The organism is Methanosarcina sp. WH1 (genome assembly GCF_000970005.1).
Taxonomy (GTDB): domain Archaea; phylum Halobacteriota; class Methanosarcinia; order Methanosarcinales; family Methanosarcinaceae; genus Methanosarcina.
Genome location: NZ_CP009504.1, coordinates 2837860 through 2863710, shown reverse-complemented (window position 1 = coordinate 2863710; position 25851 = coordinate 2837860). Strand labels below are relative to the sequence as shown.

Below are 25851 nucleotides of genomic sequence, written 5' to 3'. Positions count from 1 at the left end.
TTTAACAACATATATATATTTTGGTAAATACGAAGTATGAAACACGGAATCATAGCAAATTTTTGTTAATGTACCATGTTATTTTTGTTTGCAAATACCGAAAAGTCATACTTGAACCAATTAGCGAAGAACTCAAACAGATTAGGATTGACATTTCAAAAGAGTCTAACTTTGAAATCCTTGAAATGGAAACTGACAAAGACCATATTCATTTCTTGATCAAGAGTGAGCCGAAAGTTAGCGTTTTGTCAATTGTCAGAAAATTGAAACAAGAATATACTAACAGGTTATGGAAAACTCAAAAAGAATATCTGAAAAAGTATTATTGGGGTGAGAATACGTTATGGAGTGATGGTTATTTTGCGTCTACTATCGGAAATGTGAGTAAAGAGGCGGCAGAATATTACATACGGAATCAGGGTTGAAGTTGACGCTTATATCCCCTGAGCTAAAGACTCAGGGGTTTTACGCTTCTTCATATAAAAAACATACAATCAGAAGAATTATGGGAAAAAATAATGGAAAAAAAATAATGAGGAGCAGGTGAGGAACAAAGTCTCACCTACTTTCGTGGTAGAGAAACTTTTTAGATCTTTTTCTTCAATACGCCGTATCCTACAATAAGCGCAAAGAGGGGCAAAGCAATTAGAATAAATATTTTAGCCATTTCCATGGGCTTTTTGACTATGCCATTTTGTCCTGCACTTCCATTCAGAAGTGACTTTCCCCCACTTTCCAGGCTTCTCAGAGTTTGCTGTATTTTTCCTTCCTGATATTCTGTTATAGCAAAGGAGGAATAACCAGATGTTTTTGCTTTAAAATAAACGTAATTCTCGTCTTCACTAACTTTTTCCGTGGAGAGAGGTTTCCAGCCTTTGTTATACCATTGAAGGGTTATCAGTGATTCATTAACATTATTATCTTCAATCCATTCTTTTTCAACTTTGAATCCTACTGATCCATTTTTAAGGGAAGTAGGAAGCCCTGCTCCTTGATTTCCTACCCAGATATTCACATGTTTATAGATTTTGCCAGAAGGAAGTTTTGGGACAAGTGTGGATTTGCCTTTAAGCACTTCTGCAATTGTTGTTGTCCTTCTGAATGTCCTTTCCGCATCATATTCAATATATGTTATGCATGTAACGTTTTTCGGGAATTCATATTTAATATGATAATCACTCATCACGTTTCTGGTAACAAGCTCCTTGATTTCTATATTACTAGCTGGCTCTGCGGAAACTCCACTTCCTATGTTGCTGGAACCGGAACTAGAAGAACTGGAACTGGAACTAGAACTCCCACTGTCTTCGCTGTCTGGGGTATCTGTTGGTGTTGGATCTGGAGTTTCTGTTGATGTTGAATCACCATCGGATCCTGAATTATCATCAGATCCTGAATCATCATCAGATCCTGAATTGTCATCAGATCCTGAATTGTCATCAGATCCTGAATTATCATCGGATCCTGAATTGTCATCGGATCCTGAATCATCATCGGATCCTGAATTGTCATCAGATCCTGAATTATCATCGGATCCTGAATTGTCATCAGATCCTGAATTATCATCGGATCCTGAATTGTCATCAGATCCTGAATTATCATCGGATCCTGAATTGTCATCAGATCCTGAATTATCATCGGATCCTGAATTGTCATCAGATCCTGAATTATCATCGGATCCTGAATTATCATCAGATCCTGAATTATCATCAGATCCTGAATTGTCATCGGATCCTGAATTATCATCAGATCCTGAATCATCATCGGATCCTGAATTATCATCAGATCCTGAATTATCATCGGATCCTGAATTATCATCGGATCCTGAATTGTCATCAGATCCTGAATTATCATCAGATCCTGAATTATCATCGGATCCTGAATTATCATCGGATCCTGAATCATCATCGGATCCTGAATTGTCATCGGATCCTGAATCATCATCGGATCCTGAATTATCATCAGATCCTGAATTATCATCAGATCCTGAATTATCATCGGATCCTGAATTATCATCGGATCCTGAATTATCATCAGATCCTGAATTGTCATCAGATCCTGAATCACCATCAGATCCTGAATTATCATCGGATCCTGAATTATCATCAGATCCTGAATTGTCATCGGATCCTGAATTATCATCGGATCCTGAATCATCATCGGATCCTGAATTATCATCGGATCCTGAATCATCATCGGATCCTGAATTATCATCGGATCCTGAATTATCATCGGATCCTGAATCATCATCGGATCCTGAATCATCATCGGATCCTGAATTATCATCGGATCCTGAATTGTCATCAGATCCTGAATTATCATCGGATCCTGAATTATCATCAGATCCTGAATTATCATCAGATCCTGAATTGTCATCGGATCCTGAATTATCATCAGATCCTGAATCATCATCGGATCCTGAATTATCATCAGATCCTGAATTATCATCGGATCCTGAATTATCATCGGATCCTGAATTGTCATCAGATCCTGAATTATCATCAGATCCTGAATTATCATCGGATCCTGAATTATCATCGGATCCTGAATCATCATCGGATCCTGAATTGTCATCGGATCCTGAATCATCATCGGATCCTGAATTATCATCAGATCCTGAATTATCATCAGATCCTGAATTATCATCGGATCCTGAATTATCATCGGATCCTGAATTATCATCAGATCCTGAATTGTCATCAGATCCTGAATCACCATCAGATCCTGAATTATCATCGGATCCTGAATTATCATCAGATCCTGAATTGTCATCGGATCCTGAATTATCATCGGATCCTGAATCATCATCGGATCCTGAATTATCATCGGATCCTGAATCATCATCGGATCCTGAATTATCATCGGATCCTGAATTATCATCGGATCCTGAATCATCATCGGATCCTGAATCATCATCGGATCCTGAATTATCATCGGATCCTGAATCACCATCAGATCCTGAATTGTCATCGGATCCTGAATTGTCATCGGATCCTGAATCACCAGCTCCAGTATTTGTGTCTCCAGTACTCGAGTCTCCGGTGTCCGAACTTCCGTGGTATCCGCCTATTTCATATGCAGCAGATGCCATTCCGGGAGCCATTCCGGGAATTATTAGCATTACTAATAGTACATAAACTAAAGAATTTAAAAAACCAGTTTTCATTTTTATAGGCCTCCGGCCACACAGACGTAAACAAAAGTCTCTGGTACCCAGTAAGTCATTGACAATTTATTATATTATTTATATAAACCACATAGAAGTAAACAAAGATCTCTGGTATCCAATAAGTCATTGACAATTTATTATATTATTCATATAAACAAAATTTAGAGTCTCACTTTGACTGGATTATTCCAATATACGGCTTTCAAAACAAGGGAGCTGCTTAAATAGAATGGCATTTAGATTTATTAACACAAACCAGGACGATATTTAATTTACGATAGATTATATGAAGTGTTTATCTCCATATTTTGGGGAAAATTGGCTATGCAGATTTTTTATGCTCTCGCCCTCTTCAGGGAACCGGGAACCACGTTCCCCTTAATAAATCTGGTGGATTTCTCCCCAGTTTTTAATTGTTTTATCCCGTAGTGAAATTGCACTCATACATAACATCCCAATCTTACAGCTGGTTCAAAGCTTGGTTCAAAGCTTGGTTCAAAGCTTGGTTCAAAGCTTGGTTCAAAGCTTGGTTCAAAGCTTGGTTCAAAGCTTGGTTCAAAGTTTAAATTTTTCCTGCACATAACGAGTTTTTTCATTAAAACGCTCAAACCTTATTTTGATTCGTACATTTTTGAATCACACATTTTTGATTCGTATATTTTTGATTTGTACATTTTAGAATCACACATTTTTGATTCAATTCCTTCGATCCAATTAAGTAATCCGATACTTTTAATACTTTAATAACGCTGCTTTCTTCTAATGTCTGCCGGAATACGCACATATCTGGAACTTATGAGGTACGGGAACTGCCTGATGGCAGGTTTTGCAGCTGTAATAGGAACTTTTATAGCCTTTAATATCCTTACTTCCGGTTCTTTAAGTTCAAATTATGTGGGTCCTTTTCCTTATCTTGATGCAGTTCTCGTGTTACTGGTAGTATTCCTTGTTTCAGGTGCAGGAAACGCTATCAATGACTATTTTGACATCAGGATAGATTCTATCAACCGTCCGGAAAGGCCCATCCCATCCGGGAGGGTACAGGCAGAAGAAGCCCTTTACTTTTCATACCTTCTGTTTGCCCTCGGTACTCTGTTGGCTTTCTCTATAAATTCAGCCTGTGGGTTAATTGCCTTTTTTAACTCCCTGCTGTTGATCCTGTATGCAAAAACCCTTAAAGGTACGCCCTTTTTAGGAAACCTGAGCATAGGCTACCTTACTGGCTCTGTTTTTTTGTTTGGAGCTTCAATTTTTGGGTTTGGAGGAATAAAGGCCCTTTTCGTTCTTTTCCTGCTTGCAGCTCTTGCCATTACAGCCCGGGAAATCGTAAAAGATATTGAGGATATGGAAGGGGACAGGATGGAAGGGGCAGATACTCTTCCTCTGAGAATCGGGGCAAAAAAAGCAGGAAATCTTTCAGTTCTTATAGGGCTCCTTGCCGTACTTTTAAGTCCTCTTCCATACCTTCTGTCCATCCTTGATCTGAGTTATCTTTACATCGTCTTTCTGGCAGACCTGGGATTTCTTGCAGCAATTCACCAGCTCCTTGCACGGAATAACCCGACAAAGTCCTCTAAGATGTTCAAAATAGCCATGTTTTTTGCCCTGATAGCTTTCCTCGTAGGGGGTCTAAACTTTACATAAAATTACAAAACTCTATCCTAATTCTACCTGGCCCTGCCTGACCGTCCCCCCAATCACTAAGAATTTTAATCCTGATTTTGCCGGATTGCCTCTCCGGGGGAAATCTGCCAGGATTCGACTCTCAAGCTATTTCTTCTCAGGTTACTTCACTGGTCGAACAAACTGGCATCTCGGTTTTTCTCAGGACTGAGTTAGAAAAGACTGCGTTCTCAGTACATTGATTAGCAGATAGCTCTCTTTCCTGCTACAAGTTCCATAGAGAAGGAATGGATATTTTCAAGTTCTTTTTCAATAATTTCTGCCGCCTCTTTTTCTACATCTCCTGCTGCGCCTTTTTTCATGACCAGTTGAGCAGTTGCAATCTGAGGCTGGTCAATAGGAGTTCCGATTTCGCTCAGGAGCCAGACATACACCTCGGAGACATCGGAGACCTGATTATAAATCTCTGCTGCGATTCGGTGGGAAAGGAGATTGTAGATTTTTCCTATATGGCTTACAGGGTTTTTCCCTGCTGCAGCTTCACTGCTGACCGGCCTGTTTAAGGGGATTATCCCATTTACGCGGTTTCCGCGCCCCACCTCTCCGCAGTCGGCGTCCTCTGCGGATGTGCCGGTAACCGTTGTGTAAATTCCTTCCATCCCCCTTCCCGGTATATCGAGGGTGTTAAGGGAAGCAGTAGGTTTTGCACAAATGCCAGCTTCAAACTCAGCCCTCTCATATTCTGCAAACCCGGCAGCAAACTCTTCGATCCGGCCATGCAGTTCCATCTTTTTTCTGAAGTAGTCATCTTCGGATTCAACAAACCTGTCCACAAGAGGTGCAGCAACCGTAAGATGGATGTCTTCTTTATGCCTGAGGCCCATTACTTTTATATCTTCTCCAGACTCCGGACATTCTTTTTTAAACCCCTTTGAGTTAAGATAGCGCTCGGTCTCGAGTACCAGCCTTTCGGTAGGGCTCAGAGGCGCATATCCGACTGCTGCGGACGTATCGTTTGCCCCGAGGACCTTTCCCCCCCTGCTGAAGATATCCGTAAGTTCTGCCGAGCCCCTTTTGAGTTCCACCTGGTAAATGAGGTTTTCAGGGTCTACAAAACGGAGTTTCTCTGAGAACCAGTCTTTTGCTGTACTGACTGCAAGCCCGGAAACATCTATCTCAACTCCCTCGTATTCGAAGGTTGCCCTATCCCCTATGATCAGACGCATAGGGCTTACAACCCTCCCCCCTCTGAATTTTCCATCCACCTGCCCTGCAACAAGCATGCCCTTGTCTATGTTATGGTGCAGGATGGTCCCGAAGGTTTCAAGGTATTTCTGGCTGAGATTTACGGAAATCTGTTCCATGATGGCATCACAGATATAATCCGGATGCCCAAGCCCTTTTCTTTCAACAACCTCTACCTTCTGGCGGTAAACTTCCGAAGCTTTCAACTCTTCTATTACAATATTTCTCAAATTCTTTCCCCCCGGATTGCCCTTTAAGGGCGTGACTGATATTGCATTGATCTTATTAATGTATGTGAAGACAACTCATATATGTTTGTCAATAAATGCATCTCGGTGAAGCAGGGCACTGGAAAAAAAACTGATGAACAAAACTAAAACTGGGAAGACCAATTAAAAATTCCTTAATAATACCAAAAATACAGGTCGGTCAAGATCCTTAAAGCTGTTCGTATTACACCCATCGAGTCTGTTAAGAGCCCATTGAGCCTGTTAAATAAATTATGCTTCCTCTGAATAACCCATTTTCTTTTTATTCCCGTCCTCCTTTTCTTTTTCTCCTTCCGGAGAATGCCTCAGATACTCTTTGATCATCATCGGGAAAGTGTTTGCAGGCACGAAGCGAACTCCAAGCTGCTCTGCCCATTTTTCTATTCCGTAGTCGCTTGCAACGACAGCCGCATCAAGTTCTTTGGCAAGGATCAAGACATCAATATCAGGCGCACTGTCAAGGATACCATACCTGAGAGCTGCCCTGTACTTATTCCTGAATTTGCCGATTATCCCACCAATAACTTCTCTTTCAACCTCTTCCTTATATTCTTTTTTCTTGTTTTGCGGATTTTCCATGAAAAGGCATTCACTTGCCGCCTCCCATATTGCATCTTCTGCAACCCCCATTCCCCGATTAATCCTTTCCCTCATGTAGGATACGTATTCGTGGAAGATCTGCGAGGTTACATCAACTCTATAGCGGTCAGGAGCTTTTTTCACAAGCCAGGTATCTATCTTTGCTATAACCTCCCTGTCACAGCCGTTACGGCTTGCAAATTCGTACATTTCCTTGTACACTGATGGATAGGGAACATAACAACTGATACCAAACTGCAGGCGAGCATCGGCTATAAGGTCAAGTATTGCTTTCATCCCCTCACAAAGGGATGTATATCCCATAACCTCCCGGGTCTGCAGATCCGTTAGTGCTGTAGTATCCAGCACGAATCTCTGCTTAAGCATTTTTTTGAGTCCTTTTATAGTCTTTTTACCCTTGTTATGTATTGATCAAGGAGCAATAAAATTCTTTGTTTTATTTCCCCTCCCTACACCTGTGTACTACACTTTCTTTATTAACGTATGTTTTATTCCTGTATCGTACTTTTACTCTCTTTTCTCAGGCTTATTTTTGATCTCTTTTCTCAGGCTTATTTTATTCTTATTTTCATCTATTCATAACTATTATTTGTGTTATTATTCACTGAATTTTGATCAAAATGAATAACTGTATATACTCTCAAAACCCTTATTTACATAGGGAAATTTAAGCCATAAGCTGAAAAGCGGTTTGAAACATATTTTGTATATTGTTTTCTCGGATTGTTCTTGCCTGGATGCGTAAAGTATTTCCGGGAGGACAGTGTAATAAAAAGATAGGTGTGATATAAGCTATCGCTTTTCTCTCAGTTCAAGGCAGAACTTCTCTAGTTGAAATGTCGGCAGTTTAATGTTATCCGGCAGGGTGAAAATTCTAATAGAAGGTGTGAAAGATACTAAACCGGAGTAGAAATACTGAAAAATGGACCGGTTTGGTATGATATGGATAAATAGGCTAAAAATGGGGAATTTAATGAGTGCAAATACAGAAAGTATAAAATCTTTTGTAGGCTCAGCACAGGGTTTTGTGAGGAATCCTCTGATGAAAGGAGGCGACACAATGAAAGAGTATTGTAATATTTGTGGTCGGGAACTACAGGAAGATGTGCTGGTTGTAGATACCAGTCTTGACATGAAACCAATTGAGTTCAAGGATGTTCACGGGGAGAAAACCGATATAATCTGCATAGAATGTGCTATTGATTCGGTTGAGAATCCTCCCTTTGTATGTACAAGGTGCGGACAGCCAATAGAATTTAACGAAAAATTCTATGTATTTAAGGAAGCAACCACAAAACCGGGAGGTCCCAGAGTAGATTTCAAAGAAACATGCCTCGATGACAAATATATCTGCAGTACATGTTTCGACGAGACTATGAACCCGGAATATGAATGTAAGGACGTCTGAACAGAAAGCAATGCCGGTAGAATTCTAGTATCTAACCCGCTCTGAAGTTTTTACCGAAGGGTAAAAAGCCAGGCGTAACTGTCTGATGAATTACTGTGTCCAAAAAAAGACAGAACTGATTTTCCAGTTCTGTTCACTAGCTTTTTCTTAATCCTTCTCTATTCCTTAAAATTCTTTTATTTCTTTAGTTTCTTAATCTTTTTCTACTTATTTTAGATCCTGCTCTCCTCTTTCTTCACTAACCCATTAATACAAATTCTTCACAATCCTGAATCTGCAGATGAATGTATTTTAATTCCATGAAGGCATAAATATTGATTTAATATGACATAAAGTATTGTTACTGAAAAAACACATATCCATCAAAAACCAAGGACCGATTCATTCCTGAATTTAATTCATTGATCTCATAATTTAAGGGGGTAATTGATTGGACGAAAGTTATATGCTTGAAATTGAGGATGCGACCTGGGGACAACAGGTGGAAGGTTCTGAGAAACCTGTTATTGTAATGTTTTACAGCCCTGTCTGCCCGTATTGTAAAGCTATGGAACCACATTTTGCGGAGTATGCAAAAGAATACAGGGCTTCGGCAGTTTTTGTCAGGCTAAATGTGACAACAAATCCCTGGACTGCAGAAAGATACGGGGTCCAGGGCACGCCTACATTCAAGTTTTTCTGCCATGGAAAACCGGTGTGGGAACAGGTAGGCCAGATTTATCCTTCCATACTGAAGAACGCGATCAGGGATATGATACAGCATGGTGAGGAATGCATAAGAAAAACCACTCCAATAGGGCAGGACATTACAGGATATGCATAACCAGCACATCAGGTCAAATGTTTCCTGTTCTCTTTTTTTTCTCACTTTTTTTCCCTGTATATTTCTTTTTTTACCAGCCCGTATTCGTCAAAGGTGGTCTGGATAGTGCTGAGGATGCTAAAGGTAGTGCTCATGGATGTAGCCACATAAAGAGCAACCATGATTGAAATCTGGTACTTGATTGCAAGGATAGGGCTTGTTCCTCCAAGGATCTGCCCTGTCATCATTCCGGGAAGGAAGACAACTCCTGCAGTTGCGATATTGGCAAGGGTAGGCCTGAGTGCAGAGCGAAGACATTTCCGGATATAGGGTATGAGGGCTTCATACCTGCTTGCCCCAAGAGAAAGGCTGTAAAGGTATCTGTTTTCGTTTCTGCGGATATCTTCGTAAAATTCTCCCATGCCCACAATGTTGCCCCTGAGAGAGTTCCCAAGAATCATGCCTCCTATGGGGATCAGGTAGCGGGCTTCCAGCAAGTTTCCAAGGTCAAGCACGAATTCGTTGAAGTAAAGCAGCACGCTTAAATTTGCTGCCGTAAAGGAAAGTATGACCGGCAAAAGCAGTTTATTCATTTTGAGTTCGACATTACGTATGGATGTGTAGCTTGCAATTGTAATCATTCCCATAACCCATGCCAGGTTCAAAGCTCCATTATTCAGCTTGAAAACATAGGTCAAAAACACGCCTGCCATTACCAGCTGGACTGTCATGCGAGCAACTGAATATATGGTTTTTCGGGAGATGTAGAGCTTAATTCTGTAACTGATTGCCAGAGGAATCACAAGCAGCAGAAAACAGAATATCAGGGAAGGTATCGATATATCGGGGCTTGCCATCTGAAAATTCCTCTTTTGATTATTGTACAGTTTTTTATCAGGTTATTTAATCATTCTTTTAAGATTCAACCCATTCAGATTAATATGGAAGGGCGCTGCACTTCCTGCAATGGTTTTAAGTCAGATCCCTTGATCCTTATGGATAGTTTTAGTCCAATCCCTTGATCCTTATGGATAATTTTTCAATCAGATTTACTGTTTCCTATGGTCACAATCTCAATTCCATCCCTTTCCCATTCGGTGTCATGCGAAATTACAAAGAGAGTCCAGTTGTTGTGTTTAAGGAATTGATCAGCAACCTTTTTTTTAAGCCCGGCATCGAGAGCCGAGGTTACCTCATCAAGCAGGAAAATCTCTCTTTCAAGTAGCAGGGCTATGAGGATTCCTATCCTCTGCTTTTCTCCTCCGGAAAGGGTTTCAAAATCTTTTTCAAGGATGTCTTTTTCCAGTTCAAGTTCTCTCATTAGAATCTGGAGTTTTTCAGGGGCTATTTTTTCCCTGTTAGGCCTGTAAGAACGAACTTCCTCAAGCAGGTCCTTTACAGGTCCTTCCCCCAGGTCTGTATCCTGAGAAACATAAGCTACCTCTTTTCTGACCTGCCAGGCTACCTGAGGGTTTAGAGACTTTCCCCTGTAATAAACTGAACCTTCTGAAAGTGTTTTAAATCCCAGGAGTATTTTGAACAGAGTTGATTTGCCAGTTCCTGATTTTCCTTTCATAAGGATTTTTTTCCCTTTCGGAATGCAAAGAGTAAAATTAGAAAGTATTTTTTTGCTTCCGAAAGATATACCAGCGTTTTCGTACCTTATAATCTCATCCTGCATTTTTGCCCCTTATTTCTCCCTGTACCAATCTCTTTTTTTATATATCTCCTCTATTTCTTGCAGGTTTTTACTTTTTTCTTTCCTTTTTGTAGAAAACGTTTATTTCCTGCAGTCCGGATAAGAGAAAGTTTATCTATACAGAGGTGTTCACATAAATTAATTCATATAAGTAGTTCCATATAATTACTTGCAGAATAGATAAACTTCAAATAAAATGCTACATATGGCATGCTGACCTTAGTGTCGGCATGCTGACCTTAGTGTCACATACCAGTCTTATTCACAGCCATCATTAAAGGCATAGGATAGGTATTATTTAGGTATCAATACCATCATTAAAGGCATAGGATAGGTATTATTTAGGTATCAATACCATCATTAAAGGCATAAGATAGGTATTATTTAGGTATCAATACCATCATTAAAGGCATAGGATAGATATTATTTAGGTATCAATAATTACAGACATCATTACGATACCAATATATACATTACTCTGGGCATCATTATAGACCATTATAAGTGTCTAACTTTACAGATCTTCTTACCCCCGAACATTTATTTTGGTACATTACGCACTAATATAATTACCTTTTAATATATCTACAATTTAATATAATAACTCTTTAATAGAAATATATTTTTCATAAATTTATGTCTTATAGTCTTATAATCTATGAGGAAAAAAAATGGACTTTGAAGCTTCTGCTAAAAATCTTACAACTCCGGTCAAAGGCGCAAAGATAGTTTCGAATATGACCGTAGATGAACTTGTGAGGGAGTACGCCGGTTGTGCCTTTGGAGCAGGTAGGCTGGCTAAAGCCGTGGACATCTATTATGAGATGCTGGCTTCAGAAAAAACTACGAAGTTTTTCGGGCTTGCAGGGGCGATGACACCTGCAGGCATGAGGAATATTATTGCAGACCTGATCCGCGACGGGCATATCGATGTACTTGTTACAACCGGAGCCAATATGGTTCATGACACGGTTGAGGCTCTTGGCCTTCATCATTATAAAGGCTCAGACTGCACAAACGATATCCAGCTCAGGCACGAATGTATTGACAGGATCTATGATGTTTACCTCCCTGACCAGCACTTTACTGACCTTGAAGAGTTCCTACAGGGCGTTTATGCAGGGCTTCCACAGGAAAAACTCTCTATCAGGCAGGTCCTTACCGAGATCGGGAAGAATCTTGACGATGACTCCTCCATTCTCAAGACCGCAGCCGAAATGGGTGTGCCGGTCTACTGCCCTGCACTTCAGGACTCAGTAATAGGGCTTCAGGCCTGGCTCTATAAGGAAGGAAACCCTCTTCATGTGGATGCTTTTGCGGATATGCACGAGTTCATGGAAATCTGCTTTGAGACTGAAAGTGCAGGCGCTATGCTGCTTGGAGGTGGGGTCCCCAAAAACTACATCCTGCAGTCCATGCTTGTAACTCCCAGGTCCTTTGATTACGCAATCCAGCTAACAATGGACCACCCGGAAACAGGGGGTTTGAGTGGGGCAACTCTTGACGAAGCCCAGTCCTGGGGAAAGGTCGGGGAAAATGCAAAATCAGTAACCGTGTATGCAGATTCAACAATCACTCTCCCGCTCATAGTTTCCGCTGTGCGGACGCGCCTTTCAAAGAGATGATCTGATGGAAAAGAATACCTGTATGATCCTTGCCCTGGACGTAACCGACAGGGACGAAGCGCTGAAGATTGCAGAAGACGTCTGGGAATTCGTGGACGCAATAAAGGTAGGCTACCCTCTCATACTTACCACTGGGCTTGGGATCATCAGGGAACTTGCCGAGTTTGCCCCGGTAATAGCCGATTTCAAGGTTGCCGATATTCCCAACACCAACCGCCTTATCTGCGATCAGGTCTTTGAAGCCGGAGCTGATGCGGTCATCGTTCAGGGCTTTACAGGCAGAGACAGCCTTGATGCCTGCATTGAAATTGCTTCCGAATACAGAAAGGACGTCTTCGTTGTAAGCGAAATGAGCCACCCTGGGGGAGCCGAGTTCCTGCAGCCAGCCGCAGAATCAATTGCAAAGATGGCCCTTGAAGCGGGAGCTTTCGGGCTTGTCGCCCCGGCCACCCGTCCCGAAAGAGTGAGGAAAATCAGGAGGATCATCGGGGACAAACTCACCATTATATCTCCCGGAGTAGGTGCCCAGGGAGGAAAAGCCTCGGACGTGATTGCTGCAGGGACAGACTGGGTAATCGTGGGAAGGAGCATCTACAAAGCAGAGTCTCCTAAAGAAGCTGCACGTGAGATTGCTGAGGAAATTCAGGCTGAGCTCAGAGGAGAGTACTGAAAGTATATTTTTCTCTTAAAGAGGCAGCTTTTTTAAAATACACTTATAATCTCAATTACGTGCCTGTGATGAAAAATCTGGCTGATTACATGATGAGCCCTATGAGTTCTGAGGCACGAGACTAATTCCATTGTATTATTCCATTGTATTATAATAACAGCAGCAATTCTTCGTAGCTTTTCAGAACCCAAGAATACAATTTTCATATTTTGATTATTTCAAGACTCTGTCTAGTATTTCACATTTTGATTAGCCTTGTTCTACATATCTAGGGAGTGATCGTTTTTTGTTTTTCCCTCAGTGTCTATCTCGTAAATTCTAAAGTCAACAAGGAGTATAGCATCATTATATGTCCAATTATATGTCCAGATAACAGTTTCAAGGTTGATGCCATTTACAATCTGATGATGTTTGCCACTCCATTGCCTGTAAACAAGATCTATGTGTTTGGAATAAGGTTTATCGAGAGTGGTATCATCGATAATAAGAAACCCAACTTCTGGAGTGACAAAATCCTTGACCTCTTCCTATAAAGCCTCCGGGCCCAGAGGCTGTCTTAGAAGAAGATGAGTAAAAGAATCATGAGCAGGACTATTCCAGTCTATAAAACTGCACTTAGAAGCTTCAGTTCAGCTAAATACGCGCGGAGAAGTAATGAGAAAGTTGATGTAATCAAGTTCGATACGTTTAGGGGGATTTATTTCATTAACTTAATGATTTTTTGGTTATATCATAGATATTATATTGAAAGAAGTATTTTAATACAATTTACAAAAATGCTTCCACCGCTTAAGTCCTAATACTAAAACGACAAAAATACCATATTATGGTGTTGGCAGAAATTATCGTTTTAGTCATCGCGGTAATTATAGCATTACTTTTGTTCAAATTGTTTGGCAGCTTTATTCGCCTTGCAATCAATGCCATTATTGGTTTAGTAATTCTGTACATAGCAAAATTCCTTGGTTTACAAGTCGCGATATCTATATGGACGATACTTATTTGTGCACTTGGTGGCGTCTTTGGTGCAGTAATTGTGATCATACTTAGCTACTTCCAGATCGCCTTTGTAGGATAAATGAACACTGAAATAATCGAGAACAACACGTGTTTAGCGAGCAAAGCAGATGTCATAGGTTCTTTGTTTGCTTTCCTCGGCTTCTTTATGGCTCTATCGTTCTCAGGCTGGCAACAAGAAACACTACATTAATAGGGAAAAAACTTTTTCACGGCGGCTCTTGGGTTAGTTTTCTCTCTCACATGAAAATCAGTAGAAGGAAGTTTACTGCTGTTTATGCTGTTTCTGCTGTTTTGATTTAAGCGAGCCTCTAAGGCTTGTAATATTTCACTATACTTTTTTATTTGTGATCAAAGACTCTCAGTGTAAATAATTACTTCAGGGTTTGAGGCACACAGAGCAAGAATCTCTTCACGTTTATCAAGGAGAGGAAACTGGTAAGGTATATTTTACAGGGACTGCACAGGATTATCCATAATGGGATTGAGAAGTCATGTCAAGGATTTTGATATTCTTGAGTACTTTTTTTGAGCTCCCAAGCCTCCTGTAGAAAGTGTTTGGAAAGGGACCTTAGAAAATGGGCTGAAGCTGCGGAGTTCAACCTTATTGGCTCTCTGCGAAGACCACGCGAAAGACTATAGAAAGTTGGATAATAAAAGCTGGAATTCTAGAATCTACAGTTTGTAGTCTCCAGGGATATGATTCTTTAAAAAGCATGAGACATTATCAGGATTTCTTGGAAGAGGTTGGAAAAGTGAGAGCTAAGAATTGAGATTTTTTCGCACCACTCTTTGCCGCCATCATTCTAGGCCTTATCCTTACTGCTTTACTGCTTTCCTTTCACAGCTACTGCAAATGCCAAATATGTTAAAATTCCATTCTCCAGCAGAAAAATCTGCTTCATTCGATATCCGATCCACAATTTAAGAAATCATGGAGTCTGTGCAGCCTTTGATGTTTTTGCGCTGGAGGCAAACCAGATGCGCGTGTGGCTCCATATTGGGATCAAATCTGCCTGATTTGTTTTAAATTCAATTCCTGGATCAAACCTGCCTCTTTCAAGGTATGAACAGTTTTATAAATTGTTGCAAGACCGAATACTGGATAGACCTTCTTGACTTCGTTATAAATTCTCTGAACCGCCAGGTAGGCAAGATTGTGGAGAAATAATTGACCGATCGCTATTCTCTGGGGCGTAGTCCTGTATCCTTTTCCGCGGAGAGCTTTGATTATGGATGAGTCTGAGTCCTGAAGGCTATTGGTAGCTCATTATTATTAATAATCAATATTAAATAGAAATCTGTGGTTATAGTAATTGAATATTAATTGGAATAAGTTCTTCAAGGATAGATTAGTAATTATTAAAGGGGTAAATATAGCCAGAATCGGGATCGAAGACCTAAAGTAACGAACTTCCTGGGTTGAAAAGGCAAACTCGACAAGAGAATAACTGTTTGAAATCATAGCTGATGGGCTTGACATGAACTGTATTATGATGAAGCCTATAAGGAGGCTTATGCCGTTCAGATCTTAAAAGATAACAAATTAGACATGGCAAAACAGCATGTGAAAATTTCAAGCTCTTATAACGCGAACTGAAATTAAGCCCTCTAGTAATCGGCACTCAATTCTTCCAAGAGGAGGCAAGATTCTTCCAAGAGGAGGCAAGATCGAAGAGATTGCTACTAGACTAGAGATTTGGTCTTGAATTTTTAATCAATGGTGGGTAACTTTATGACTGACGACAGAAAAAATCCTGTGACGGGCAGAGCAAACAAACAAGAAATCAGTAGAGACATTTCGATCCACGACTGGTGGCCAAACCAGTTGAAGCTCGAAATCCTGCACCAGCACTCTTCCAAGTCCAACCCGATGGGCGAGGACTTCAATTACGCAAAAGAGTTTAAGAGCCTCGACCTGGCGGCTGTGAAAAAAGATCTCGCGGCGCTGATGACCGATTCGCAGGACTGGTGGCCGGCGGATTTCGGCCATTATGGTCCTTTGTTCATTCGCATGGCATGGCACAGCGCCGGCACCTACCGTGCCGGTGACGGCCGCGGCGGGAGTGGGAGATGCCAGCAGCGCTTCGCACCGCTCAACAGTTGGCCGGACAACGTCAACCTGGACAAGGCACGTCGCCTTCTCTGGCCGATCAAGCAGAAGTATGGCCGGAAGATTTCATGGGCCGACCTCATGATTCTTGCAGGCAACGTCGCCATGGAAACGATGGGATTCAAAACGTTCGGTTTCGGAGGCGGTCGCGAGGACGTCTGGGAGCCGGATCAGGACATCTATTGGGGCTCCGAGGACACATGGCTGGGTGGGGATAAACGCTACTCCGGTGACCGAGACCTCGAAAATCCACTCGCCGCCGTGCAGATGGGACTGATCTATGTCAATCCGGAAGGCCCGAACGGCAACCCGGATCCGATCGCGGCGGCCAAGGATATCCGCGAGGTTTTCGCTCGCATGTCCATGAACGACGAAGAGACCGTTGCACTCATCGCTGGGGGTCACGCCTTCGGCAAAACCCACGGTGCTGGTCCTGCGTCCCATGTCGGGCCTGAGCCAGAAGCAGCCAGTATCGAAGAACAGGGCCTTGGCTGGAAGAGCAGCTTCGGCACCGGCAAAGGTGGTGACACGATCAGCAGCGGCCTGGAGGTCACCTGGACCAACACGCCAACGAGGTGGAGCAACAACTTCTTCCGGATCCTTTTTAGCTACGAATGGGAATTGACGAAGAGCCCGGCTGGTGCATATCAATGGCAACCAAAAGATGGTGCCGGCGCCGGCACGATTCCGGATGCCCATGACCCTTCCAAGCGCCATGCGCCAACCATGCTGACCACTGACCTTTCCTTGAGGTTCGACCCTGCCTACGAAAAGATTTCAAGACACTTCTACGAGAACCCAGATCAATTAGCGGAAGCATTCGCACGCGCGTGGTTCAAGCTGACGCACCGCGACATGGGTCCACGCGCCCGCTATCTCGGTCCGGAGGTTCCTGCCGAAGAACTCATCTGGCAAGACCCCATCCCCGCGGTCAATCACAAGTTGATCGATGAGAAAGATATTGCCTCCCTCAAGGGCAAGGTCCTTGCCTCTGGGCTGTCGATCTCGCAGCTGGTTTCGACCGCCTGGGCATCGGCGTCCACCTTCCGTGGCTCCGACAAGCGCGGCGGTGCGAACGGTGCACGAATTCGCCTCGCGCCGCAGAAGGATTGGGAAGTCAACCAGCCGGCCGAACTGGCGAAAGTGCTGAAAACTCTCGAAGGTATCCAGAGCGAGTTCAACAGCATGGCTTCTGGTGACAAGAAGGTCTCACTTGCTGACCTGATCGTTCTGGCCGGTTGTGCAGGCGTCGAACAGGCTGCGAAGAATGCTGGTCACGATGTGACGATCCCCTTCTCGCCAGGGCGCATGGATGCCTCTCAGGAACAGACCGATGTAGCCTCTTTCGCATTACTCGAACCGGTCGCGGATGGTTTCCGCAACTACCTCAAGACCCAATGCACCGTATCAGCCGAGGCGTTGCTGGTTGACAAGGCGCAATTGCTGACACTGACCGCACCAGAGATGACAGTGCTCGTTGGCGGCATGCGCGTGCTGAATACCAACTTCGGGCAGACCCAGCACGGTGTTTTTACCCAGAAACCAGAAACGCTAACCAACGACTTTTTCGTGAACCTACTTGACATGGGCACGGAGTGGAAGGCGATATCGGACGCCAAGGACATATTTGAAGGGTGTGATCGCAAGACTGGCGAAGTCAAGTGGACCGGCACGCGTGTTGATCTCATCTTCGGTTCGAACTCCCAGCTCCGGGCTCTGGCCGAAGTTTACGGAAGCGCAGACGCACAGGAGAAGTTTGTCCAGGACTTTGTGGCGGCCTGGACAAAGGTAATGAACCTTGATCGCTTCGACCTCGCCTGATCGTAGCATAAACGTCACCATGGGCTTGAAGCTCTTCAAAACAAACGACTTTGCTCAGGCTGGAGAAAGGTATCGGGCACTTGACAAGACAGAGCAGAAACATATGATTGGCAACTTGTGGCCGATCTGAGCCATGTCACCATTCCAGCTATTCAGAGACGTGCAATCGAAAATTTGTTGCAGGCTGATGGACTTTGGCAACATATGTAGAGCCAGAAGAAGTTTGAGGATATTTTGAAATAAAGAAGAATATCCTCGAATTCTCTATTTTTTATCACGGAATCGCCCATTGATTGCCTACATTTTGGCTTTTGGATTGCCTGATTGTTATGTGAGATTATTATTTCCGCAAGTTAACAATCTCTATGAATCAAAGAACTCACTCATTTCAGGCCCCATTTCTTCCTGAACTCGAGCTTCTGCTGGCTGTTCATCCAGTGGCTGCCGTCACAGTAGGGCTTGTTCTCTGACTTCCCACAGCGGCAGAGGGTTACTCTATTCCGGGATTCGTACATGCTGCCATCGGCAGATTCAATGGGGACACCGCCTCGAACCCAAAGGGGGCCTTCACAACCTTTTTGTTCGTCGTGAACCAGTACAATAGATGCTTCAAATTCTTTTTCAAAGGGCTTGCCTGTCTTCTTGTCCCACAGGACCAGCCGTCCCGACGGACAGATCATGGCTTCCTCTATAGCGGTTTGTCGGGCTTCCGGGTCATCGGATTTTTGTATGAGATCCCTTATTCCTCCAGCCCGCTGGCAGAAACGGGAATGATCGCAGAGCTCATGGGCATCGGTAAGTTTTAGATCAGGACCTTCAACAGTTTCCGCCTTTTCCAGGTAAGGCTTTCTGCTGGCAGTTTCACTACCGTCAAAACCGATCTTACGGTGGGTCCCATCACAGAAGGGCTTGTTTTTGGATGAGCCACAGCGGCATAAGATATAGGCTTCCTTCTGAGGGTATTCCTTTATATCAATTAATTTTCTGGTGTGGCCAGCGTCGTCGATGACAATTACCTGTTCGAAAAGCGGCACTCCACCTGTAACCCGATACGGTCCGGCTTTGATTATCTTAATCCTCATCTCGTCCTCATTGACTGCCATAATAATAGTCTCCCATTACCTCTTATAATGCAGTACTGGATGTTTAGTCTGACTATTCGCCTCATTGATAATATCTATGTTTTTCCGATTCATTATCGAGTAATGAGATGAATAGAACTTCAAATTCCTTCCAGTCCTTACTCCGACTTTCAATGCCTTCTTATTCAAGTTTAAAGGTGTTTTTTATCTCTATTTCCGGAAAAAGAAAATCTCAAGAGGCAAATCTATCAGCTCATAAATAGATGCAATTCGGTTATACTTTGAGGTTATAGACATTAACTGAGTACCTTTTTTCCAAGCTTAAAAGCACTAATCTACAGGTCTCAGAATAATCTACTCTTTTGTAGTTATAGGTAATAGTAAGAGTGGGACGGGAGCGATTCATCGTGTATATCCAAATTAACCAAGCGGGCGATCTATTTCGATGATATGGGCGTTGCGAATGTAGGATATAATATACAGTTTTATATACAGTTAACTCCCGTAACTGTAGTAAACACACCTTGAGCTGCATGCATGTATACTGAGAATTTAATGACACTCTCTTCAGTTCCTCCGGAAAACATCCCTCACTTATGGGAACACAATGATGTTCTTATCTTTCTTATTGATCCGGATAATTATGACACACTGAGTATGGAATGTCTCAACAACATCGAAAGAGAATATCTGGAAAAACTTCAAACCATATATTTCAAAAAAAGATATATTGTCTCCAGAACGGTTTTGAAACATATTTTATACTATCTCTTTAACAAAAGTTCTGTCCAGGATATCTCTACTTATAAAGACGAGTTTGGAGAAGTCCATATACTCAACCATAAAAAGTTGCATATCTGCATATCCTACTCTGAAAATATCGTAACTCTTGCAATTTCAAAGGTTAAGGTTGGTATTGATGTAGAAATTAAAAGGCCAATGGCACTAAAAAATACTTTAAAATACCTTCAAACATCATCTTCAGATACTGATAAATCTATGAGTGATACAGACATTTTGACGATGTGGACTCTGAAAGAGGCCTATTGTAAGTTTACTAATAAAACCATGTTATCAATTCTCAGCAAAGAGCCAGATTTCAATCAGATTTTTTATTCAAGCTATCTATTAGACAATAAATACATCCTTTCTGTCATTACTGACTCGAATCTACATACTATTAATATAAGCCGTCTTGAGAAAATCAACAATTTTTGAGGCAAGAGTGTTTGATAACCTTATATACCGGAAAAAACAGATTAAAATCCGGAGAAGAGTTCAGTCCTGATAAACATGCCTAAAGTCGGAATCGCTATTTTTTTCTGAACATAACTACTTTTTTTGTATGGACTCCATTTTGAATCGCGTACCATAACCTGATGTGTTTAAGCTCTTTTGACTTTCTTTTATCCCAATGCTTTTCTTCCAGCAAGGAAATCTTTCAAATTACTTATATAGTTTTATTACATAATTAACTGCAGGGCTTTCAATTACTATTGACAAAGTGTGTGTGATTTGCAATTAATAATCTAATTTGAGTAAAGGGGTAAAATTATATGGAACAGATAAAAAATAGCATACTTGATTATTTGAAGGACAATTCTTTCATGGAGCGAGAAACTGTTCTTGAGGATAGTGACTCGCTCACCCAGAACGGCATCATAGATTCTATCGGTTTACTCGAATTGATAGACTATATCTGTGAAACATATTCTATCGAAATTCCCGAAGATATGCTAACTCCGGAGAATTTCGATACTTTACAGGGGATCACTAATCTGATAATCAGACTGACGAAGTGAAGGTTATGAGAATTGATGCTTATATCGCTGAACACGCCAAAAATACCCCTCATCAAATTGCTCTGGAAGAGGGCAAAAAGTCCATTTCTTACAGCTGCCTTGATGAGGATATAAGCACAATTGCCTCGTCTCTGACTGACTTTGAGCACTGCGGATTTGCAATACTGGCTGAGTCCGGTACGCATTACATAAAGATACTTATGGCAGTATATCGGTCAGGCAACATTGCAATACCCCTGCCAATCGAATTGCCAGGGTTAAGCCTCGAACGAATCCTTGACACTGCACGCATCAATAACATAATTGCAACGAAAAGACAGTACTTACGATTTGGAGATGGATTTTTTGAGCGTTTTAGAACTGTGATCGTTGTATCAGATGATACTGCAGTGGAGACTCTCAGCAAAAGAGTGATACTCGAGAGAAATAATCCCGAGCTGAGGCTGGTGCTTTATACATCAGGCACAACAGGCACTCCAAAAGGAGTTATGCTAAGCGATAAAAACCTGGTCTCAAATGCCAGATCAATAATCGAGGTTCTGAACATAACCCCAAAAGATAAAGCAGCACTGGTAATATCTCCTCATCACGCCTTCGGGAATTCAATAATCAATTCCCACCTGATGGCCGGGGGGTCAATCCATACTGGAACAATGAATTTCATAGAACCAGTTTTCAATATCATTGAATCCGGAGTATCCATATTCTATGGAGTACCCAGCACCTATCGTATTCTTCTCAGATACCCGGAAAGGTTCAAAAAATCCTTTGCAAATGTCAGGACCGCTGCATCTGCCGGAGGAGCCATGGACCGGGCTATTGTACGGAATATAAGAGAATTAAGTCCGGGTACGCAGATTCTGCCAATGTACGGCCAGACCGAAGCCACCGCAAGGCTTGCCTACCTGCCAGCAGAAGACGTAGACGAATTTATCGATACGATAGGAAAGGCTATTCCAGGGGTTGTACTTGAAGTATTTGACTCTGAAAACCGGCCAGTAGATCCTGGTAACACAGGCGAGCTTGTAGCCAGAGGAGACAATATCCTTCTGGGTTACCTGAATGATGAAGCAGCAACTGAACAGAAGATCCTCGATGGGTGGATGCATACAGGGGACCTGGCACAGAAACTTTCAGGCGGATACATCAAGCTCCTTGGCCGTAAGGACGACCTCATAAAAATAGGTGACCACCGGGTTAACCCGAGAGAGATCGAGAAAGAGATCGAGATGAACAATGAGGTCTCCAGTGTTTTTGTTGTGCCTATATCCCATGAGCTTATGGGTAATGCGATCAGCCTCATGGTCATACCAAATCAGGAAACCGAAGTCGATAAAATTTTTGCTTTTTGCAGGAAGAACCTGCCAGGCTACCTATACCCCAGAGAGATCTTATTCATTGACCATCTTCCGCTGAACGAGAACGGGAAAATCTCCAACAGGTCCATTATAGAGGAGTATCAGCATGTCAAAGCGAGTATGTAAAAAGTGTGTTCTGGATTCGGATATTCCAGGTATAGAAATTAACGAAGAAAGCGGTATCTGCCATTTCTGTGAGACTTACGTTCCTCTTTCTTCACAGGAAAAGGAGCAGTATCTCAACAGGATTGAAAAACTCTTTAACGAATACAGCGGCAAGGGCAATTATGATGTGATATTTGCACTTTCAGGTGGAAAAGACTCTTCATACACCCTTTACAAACTCAAAAAAGACTATCCCTTCTTAAAAATACTTGCTGTCCAGTTTGATAACGGGTTCACTTCAGATTATGCCGTAGTAAATGCAAAGAAAATGTGTGAGATTGCAGGATGCGACTATTTTAAGCTTACAATGGAAACAGAGGTCCTGTACGAGCTCTTCCGAAAGGCAGCCGAATCCTATGATGCTTTCCCGAAGTTTGCCAAATACAGGGCAAGCGACATATGCAATATCTGCATCAGCGTCATTAAGCAGAAATTGCTGGAACAGGCCATAGTTCAGAACGCTCCTTTTATTATATTTGCTTTTACAGCAGGACAGTCTCCAAAGCCCATAATCAATCTGTCAGCTAATTTCATACAATGGTCAAGGAACCTTTTTGAAAAGCAGCTTCAAAAAATAGGTATTGATGACAAAGATGAGACGTTCCTTATAAAAAATGAAGTCATTAAAAATATAGGGGAGATTGCTCCATTCATGCTGCACCCTCTCTGTCTCTGGGAATATAGTGAGGATAAAGTGCTTGAAACAATAATAGGGCTCGGGTGGAAAGCTCCTGACCTCAATGACAGCAATTCAACTAACTGTACACTGAATTCTTTTGCATGCTACAACCACTTCAAAAAGTACGGCTTCCATCCATATGCCTTTGACATAGCAGGACTTGTCCGAAGTGGGGAAATGCCAAGGGAAGAAGGACTGGAAAAACTTAACCAGGAACTATCGCCGCTTCTTATAGAGGAAGTTGCAGAGAAACTTAACTTGAATATAAAAGACTCTTAAACATGATTAAACTATTTTATTTAAACGATTTGATTTTGAATTACAGTCCAATCATTTAAAAATAAACATTTCAATCATTTTAGGAGTAAATAATATGCAGGTAAAGGAAGAACTTAATGTTAATATAAAGGAAGAACTCAACAGAGATGCTGATAAGCTTGCTGAAAGACTCAGGGGCTTTATAAGAGAGCAGGTCACGGCTTTTAAGAAAAAAGGAGTGGTTTTAGGGGTTTCGGGGGGTATTGATTCAGCTGTAGCTCTTACGCTTTGCGTACAGGAATTCGGAAAGGAAAACGTATATGGTCTACTTCTTCCGGAAAAAGAATCGGCTCCTTCAAGCAAAATTCTGGGGGCAGAAGTCTGTGAAAACCTGGGAGTTTCATATGAGGAAGTTCCTATTTCTCCAATCATTGAAGCTCTTGACATTTACAACAAAAAGGAACAGATTATAAAAAAGACCTGTCCGGAATACGACCCCAAAATACATAAAACCTCACTCGTGCTGCCTGATTTCCTGAATCAGGGATTGTTGAACGTTCCTCATATCAGGCTGATAAAAGACGGGGAAACGGTTGCCAAGCACAGGTTGAAAGCAAATGATTATCTGGAACTGATTGGGCTGCAGGGGGTCAAACAGCGATCAAGAATGGTAGTCCAATATATATATGCCGAAAAGATGAATTACGTGGTGTGCGGCACAACCAACAAGACCGAACTTGTCCTTGGTCAGTTTGTGAAATACGGGGACGGTGGCGTAGACCTCGAGCCTCTTGCAGATTGCTACAAGACTCAGATCTATGCTCTGGCAAAACACCTCGGGGTAAATGAGGAAATTATAAAGCGTCCGCCAAGTGCCGACACCTGGAGCCATTATACGACTGATGAGGAGTTCTACTGGCGTATGCCCATGCACATTATAGACCAGCTCCTGTATGCCCAGGAACATAAACTGTCTTTAGAGATTACTGAAAAGAACACCGGTATGCCCAGAGATACTATAGAAAAAGCCTGGAAGCACATTGAGAGGGTAAAAGATACCACCGAGTATATAAGGGCTGCTCCGCCTATCTTCTATCTGGACATGTAATTCACATGGAGCAAATACTTAGATTAAATGTGGGCCCTTCCAGAAAAATCATTTGAAAGTTTTTCCTCTTACCGGCCAACAAAATCAACATTTGGAGCCAACGTTAACCTGATCAGCAATTAAGACGGATAAGAATCAACTACCCACTAAATCTGAAGATTTAACGGATTTCCTGCTGAGGTTTTATGAACACAAGAGTTTCCATTGTACGTTGCCCAGACTATTCACATGTAAAAGGTGCGATTAAGGAGGCACTCGCCCTGATAGGCGGGCTTGAGAGCGTTATATCTCCGGGCAATCGTGTGCTTCTTAAACCCAATGTGCTTGCTATACGGACTCCGGAGGACGCGGTCACCACTCATCCTGCAGTAGTATCCGCGATGTGTGAACTAGTCCTGGAGGCGGGAGGTATTCCTGTAATAGGAGACGGGTCAGGGATTTCGAAACCAGGTTATACCACAACTTCGGAAGCTTTTCGTGCATCGGGAATTGAAGGTGTCGCATCCGCTTTCGGTGCAGAGCTTATCAATTTCGAGACCTCAGGTTACACCGAGGTATCTGTTCCCAATGCCAGGTATTTCCCACGCCTGTACATAGCAAAAGCAGTCCTTGAGGCCGATGTGGTAATCTCACTTCCAAAACTCAAGACGCACGAACTAACACTCTATACAGGGGCTGTCAAAAACTTCTTTGGGGTAGTGCCTCAGAAAATAAGAAAACAGGCCCATGCCCTGGAATACCGTGACCGTTTTGGGCACGCAGTTGTTGATATTTACTCTATCGCCAAGCCTCATCTTGCAGTTATGGACGGGGTGATTGGAATGGAAGGGAATGGCCCCTCGAACGGCACACCTGTCTTTGCAGGCGTGGTCATGGCAAGTTATGACTGTGTAGCTCTGGATATTGTAGCCTCTGAGCTCATCGGAATCGATCCTTTAAAAGTTCCTACAAGCAAAGCTGCACTTTCAAGAGGGTTTGGAGCTGAACATCCGGAGGTTGTTGGCATACCTTTGGAAGAAGTAAAGGTCAGGTTCAAAAGGTCGGAAGGCGGGATTACGGCTTACCTGCCGCCTTTTGTAATTGGAATTCTTCGAAAACAGTTAACTGTAAAACCTTTTATAAACACTTCAAACTGTGTGCTTTGTAAAGCCTGCGTTATGAACTGTTCAGCGCATGCAATTGAGGAAGTGGGCAGGACACTTAAAATCAACCAGCAAAAATGTATTCAGTGCTACTGCTGTCGTGAAATGTGCCCGAATGATGCAGTAGAAATAAAAAAGTCTTTACTCCTAAAAATTATAACCCGAAGTAGAATCCGATAAGGCTATCACATGAGAA

General features: G+C 42.3%; 23 protein-coding genes and 2 pseudogenes. 15 read left to right on the top strand and 10 right to left on the bottom strand.

Annotation, left to right across the window (positions count from 1 at the left end):
* Nucleotides 1-11: 11 nt before the first annotated feature.
* Nucleotides 12-425, top strand: a complete 414-nt coding sequence (gene tnpA / locus MSWH1_RS12495) for an IS200/IS605 family transposase (RefSeq protein WP_156148175.1) — start codon at nucleotides 12-14, stop codon at nucleotides 423-425.
* A gap of 161 nt (nucleotides 426-586) precedes the next feature.
* On the opposite strand, the gene MSWH1_RS20285 is transcribed toward tnpA, so the two are convergent.
* On the bottom strand, nucleotides 587-1252 hold the full coding sequence (locus MSWH1_RS20285; RefSeq protein ID WP_255350524.1) for a PGF-pre-PGF domain-containing protein: 666 nt from the start codon (nucleotides 1250-1252) through the stop codon (nucleotides 587-589).
* Between MSWH1_RS20285 and MSWH1_RS20280 the strand changes: the two genes are divergently transcribed.
* Nucleotides 1251-3137: a hypothetical protein gene (locus MSWH1_RS20280; RefSeq protein ID WP_231591780.1), complete on the top strand. Its 1887-nt coding sequence runs from the start codon at nucleotides 1251-1253 to the stop codon at nucleotides 3135-3137. The two genes, MSWH1_RS20285 and MSWH1_RS20280, sit on opposite strands and share 2 nt — an antisense overlap.
* A 472-nt stretch (nucleotides 3138-3609) precedes the next feature.
* Here the strand turns inward: MSWH1_RS20280 and MSWH1_RS19250 are convergent, their stop codons facing one another.
* Entirely contained in the window at nucleotides 3610-3765 is a 156-nt protein-coding gene (locus tag MSWH1_RS19250) for a hypothetical protein (RefSeq protein ID WP_156148174.1), read from the bottom strand.
* Nucleotides 3766-3931: 166 nt separating this feature from the next.
* Between MSWH1_RS19250 and MSWH1_RS12485 the strand changes: the two genes are divergently transcribed.
* A complete protein-coding gene (locus MSWH1_RS12485; RefSeq protein WP_048128983.1) occupies nucleotides 3932-4813 on the top strand; it encodes a geranylgeranylglycerol-phosphate geranylgeranyltransferase in 882 nt (293 codons plus the stop codon).
* A 221-nt stretch (nucleotides 4814-5034) separates the two neighbouring features.
* Here the strand turns inward: MSWH1_RS12485 and MSWH1_RS12480 are convergent, their stop codons facing one another.
* Nucleotides 5035-6267, bottom strand: coding sequence for a methionine adenosyltransferase (locus MSWH1_RS12480; RefSeq protein ID WP_048128981.1), 1233 nt, complete (start codon nucleotides 6265-6267; stop codon nucleotides 5035-5037).
* A 270-nt stretch (nucleotides 6268-6537) separates the two neighbouring features.
* Nucleotides 6538-7272: an RNA ligase partner protein gene (locus tag MSWH1_RS12475; RefSeq protein ID WP_048128979.1), complete on the bottom strand. Its 735-nt coding sequence runs from the start codon at nucleotides 7270-7272 to the stop codon at nucleotides 6538-6540.
* Between the two features lie 607 nt (nucleotides 7273-7879).
* Between MSWH1_RS12475 and MSWH1_RS12470 the strand changes: the two genes are divergently transcribed.
* Entirely contained in the window at nucleotides 7880-8314 is a 435-nt protein-coding gene (locus tag MSWH1_RS12470) for a hypothetical protein (RefSeq protein WP_231585458.1), read from the top strand.
* A 430-nt stretch (nucleotides 8315-8744) separates the two neighbouring features.
* Entirely contained in the window at nucleotides 8745-9137 is a 393-nt protein-coding gene (locus MSWH1_RS12465) for a co-chaperone YbbN (protein ID WP_048128977.1), read from the top strand.
* A 41-nt stretch (nucleotides 9138-9178) separates the two neighbouring features.
* On the opposite strand, the gene MSWH1_RS12460 is transcribed toward MSWH1_RS12465, so the two are convergent.
* Both MSWH1_RS12460 and MSWH1_RS12455 read right to left on the bottom strand, forming a co-directional pair.
* Nucleotides 9179-9973, bottom strand: coding sequence for an ABC transporter permease (locus MSWH1_RS12460; protein WP_048128974.1), 795 nt, complete (start codon nucleotides 9971-9973; stop codon nucleotides 9179-9181).
* A 182-nt stretch (nucleotides 9974-10155) separates the two neighbouring features.
* Nucleotides 10156-10797 carry an ATP-binding cassette domain-containing protein gene (locus MSWH1_RS12455; protein ID WP_048128972.1) on the bottom strand — a complete coding sequence of 214 codons (642 nt, stop codon included), beginning with the start codon at nucleotides 10795-10797 and terminating at the stop codon, nucleotides 10156-10158.
* 689 nt (nucleotides 10798-11486) lie between these two features.
* On the opposite strand from MSWH1_RS12455, the gene MSWH1_RS12450 reads away from it, so the two are divergent.
* Both MSWH1_RS12450 and pyrF read left to right on the top strand, forming a co-directional pair.
* Nucleotides 11487-12440, top strand: a complete 954-nt coding sequence (locus tag MSWH1_RS12450) for a deoxyhypusine synthase (protein ID WP_048128969.1) — start codon at nucleotides 11487-11489, stop codon at nucleotides 12438-12440.
* Between the two features lie 4 nt (nucleotides 12441-12444).
* Entirely contained in the window at nucleotides 12445-13110 is a 666-nt protein-coding gene (gene pyrF / locus MSWH1_RS12445) for an orotidine-5'-phosphate decarboxylase (RefSeq protein ID WP_048128967.1), read from the top strand.
* 260 nt (nucleotides 13111-13370) lie between these two features.
* On the opposite strand, the pseudogene MSWH1_RS21005 reads toward pyrF, so the two are convergent.
* A pseudogene (locus MSWH1_RS21005) lies at nucleotides 13371-13619 on the bottom strand (hypothetical protein); the annotation flags it as partial.
* Nucleotides 13620-13936: 317 nt separating this feature from the next.
* Between MSWH1_RS21005 and MSWH1_RS20915 the strand changes: the two are divergent.
* Nucleotides 13937-14188, top strand: coding sequence for a pro-sigmaK processing inhibitor BofA family protein (locus MSWH1_RS20915; RefSeq protein ID WP_048128961.1), 252 nt, complete (start codon nucleotides 13937-13939; stop codon nucleotides 14186-14188).
* Nucleotides 14189-14331: 143 nt separating this feature from the next.
* Here the strand turns inward: MSWH1_RS20915 and MSWH1_RS20275 are convergent.
* A pseudogene (locus tag MSWH1_RS20275) lies at nucleotides 14332-14574 on the bottom strand (hypothetical protein); the annotation flags it as partial.
* A 559-nt stretch (nucleotides 14575-15133) separates the two neighbouring features.
* On the bottom strand, nucleotides 15134-15307 hold the full coding sequence (locus MSWH1_RS20910; protein ID WP_369798605.1) for a transcriptional repressor: 174 nt from the start codon (nucleotides 15305-15307) through the stop codon (nucleotides 15134-15136).
* Nucleotides 15308-15862: 555 nt separating this feature from the next.
* Here MSWH1_RS20910 and katG point away from each other — a divergent pair.
* The gene (gene katG, locus MSWH1_RS12430) at nucleotides 15863-18061 is read left to right on the top strand and encodes a catalase/peroxidase HPI (protein ID WP_048128959.1); all 2199 of its coding nucleotides are present in this window, start codon (nucleotides 15863-15865) and stop codon (nucleotides 18059-18061) included.
* Nucleotides 18062-18444: 383 nt separating this feature from the next.
* Here katG and MSWH1_RS12425 read toward each other — a convergent pair whose 3' ends face one another.
* Nucleotides 18445-19164, bottom strand: a complete 720-nt coding sequence (locus tag MSWH1_RS12425; protein WP_231585456.1) for a CDGSH iron-sulfur domain-containing protein — start codon at nucleotides 19162-19164, stop codon at nucleotides 18445-18447.
* 516 nt (nucleotides 19165-19680) lie between these two features.
* On the opposite strand from MSWH1_RS12425, the gene MSWH1_RS12420 reads away from it, so the two are divergent.
* The 6 genes from MSWH1_RS12420 to MSWH1_RS12395 all read left to right on the top strand — a co-directional run bounded on the left by MSWH1_RS12420 (nucleotide 19681) and on the right by MSWH1_RS12395 (nucleotide 25835).
* The gene (locus MSWH1_RS12420; protein WP_048128955.1) at nucleotides 19681-20361 is read left to right on the top strand and encodes a 4'-phosphopantetheinyl transferase superfamily protein; all 681 of its coding nucleotides are present in this window, start codon (nucleotides 19681-19683) and stop codon (nucleotides 20359-20361) included.
* A 389-nt stretch (nucleotides 20362-20750) separates the two neighbouring features.
* Nucleotides 20751-20945, top strand: coding sequence for an acyl carrier protein (locus tag MSWH1_RS12415; protein WP_231591778.1), 195 nt, complete (start codon nucleotides 20751-20753; stop codon nucleotides 20943-20945).
* Between the two features lie 5 nt (nucleotides 20946-20950).
* Entirely contained in the window at nucleotides 20951-22429 is a 1479-nt protein-coding gene (locus tag MSWH1_RS12410) for a class I adenylate-forming enzyme family protein (protein ID WP_048130523.1), read from the top strand.
* A complete protein-coding gene (locus tag MSWH1_RS12405) occupies nucleotides 22410-23426 on the top strand; it encodes a hypothetical protein (protein ID WP_048128951.1) in 1017 nt (338 codons plus the stop codon). The genes MSWH1_RS12410 and MSWH1_RS12405 overlap by 20 nt, the downstream gene beginning before the upstream one ends.
* A gap of 94 nt (nucleotides 23427-23520) precedes the next feature.
* The gene (gene nadE / locus MSWH1_RS12400; RefSeq protein WP_082088138.1) at nucleotides 23521-24513 is read left to right on the top strand and encodes an NAD(+) synthase; all 993 of its coding nucleotides are present in this window, start codon (nucleotides 23521-23523) and stop codon (nucleotides 24511-24513) included.
* A 185-nt stretch (nucleotides 24514-24698) separates the two neighbouring features.
* A complete protein-coding gene (locus MSWH1_RS12395; RefSeq protein WP_048128946.1) occupies nucleotides 24699-25835 on the top strand; it encodes a DUF362 domain-containing protein in 1137 nt (378 codons plus the stop codon).
* Nucleotides 25836-25851: the final 16 nt, after the last annotated feature.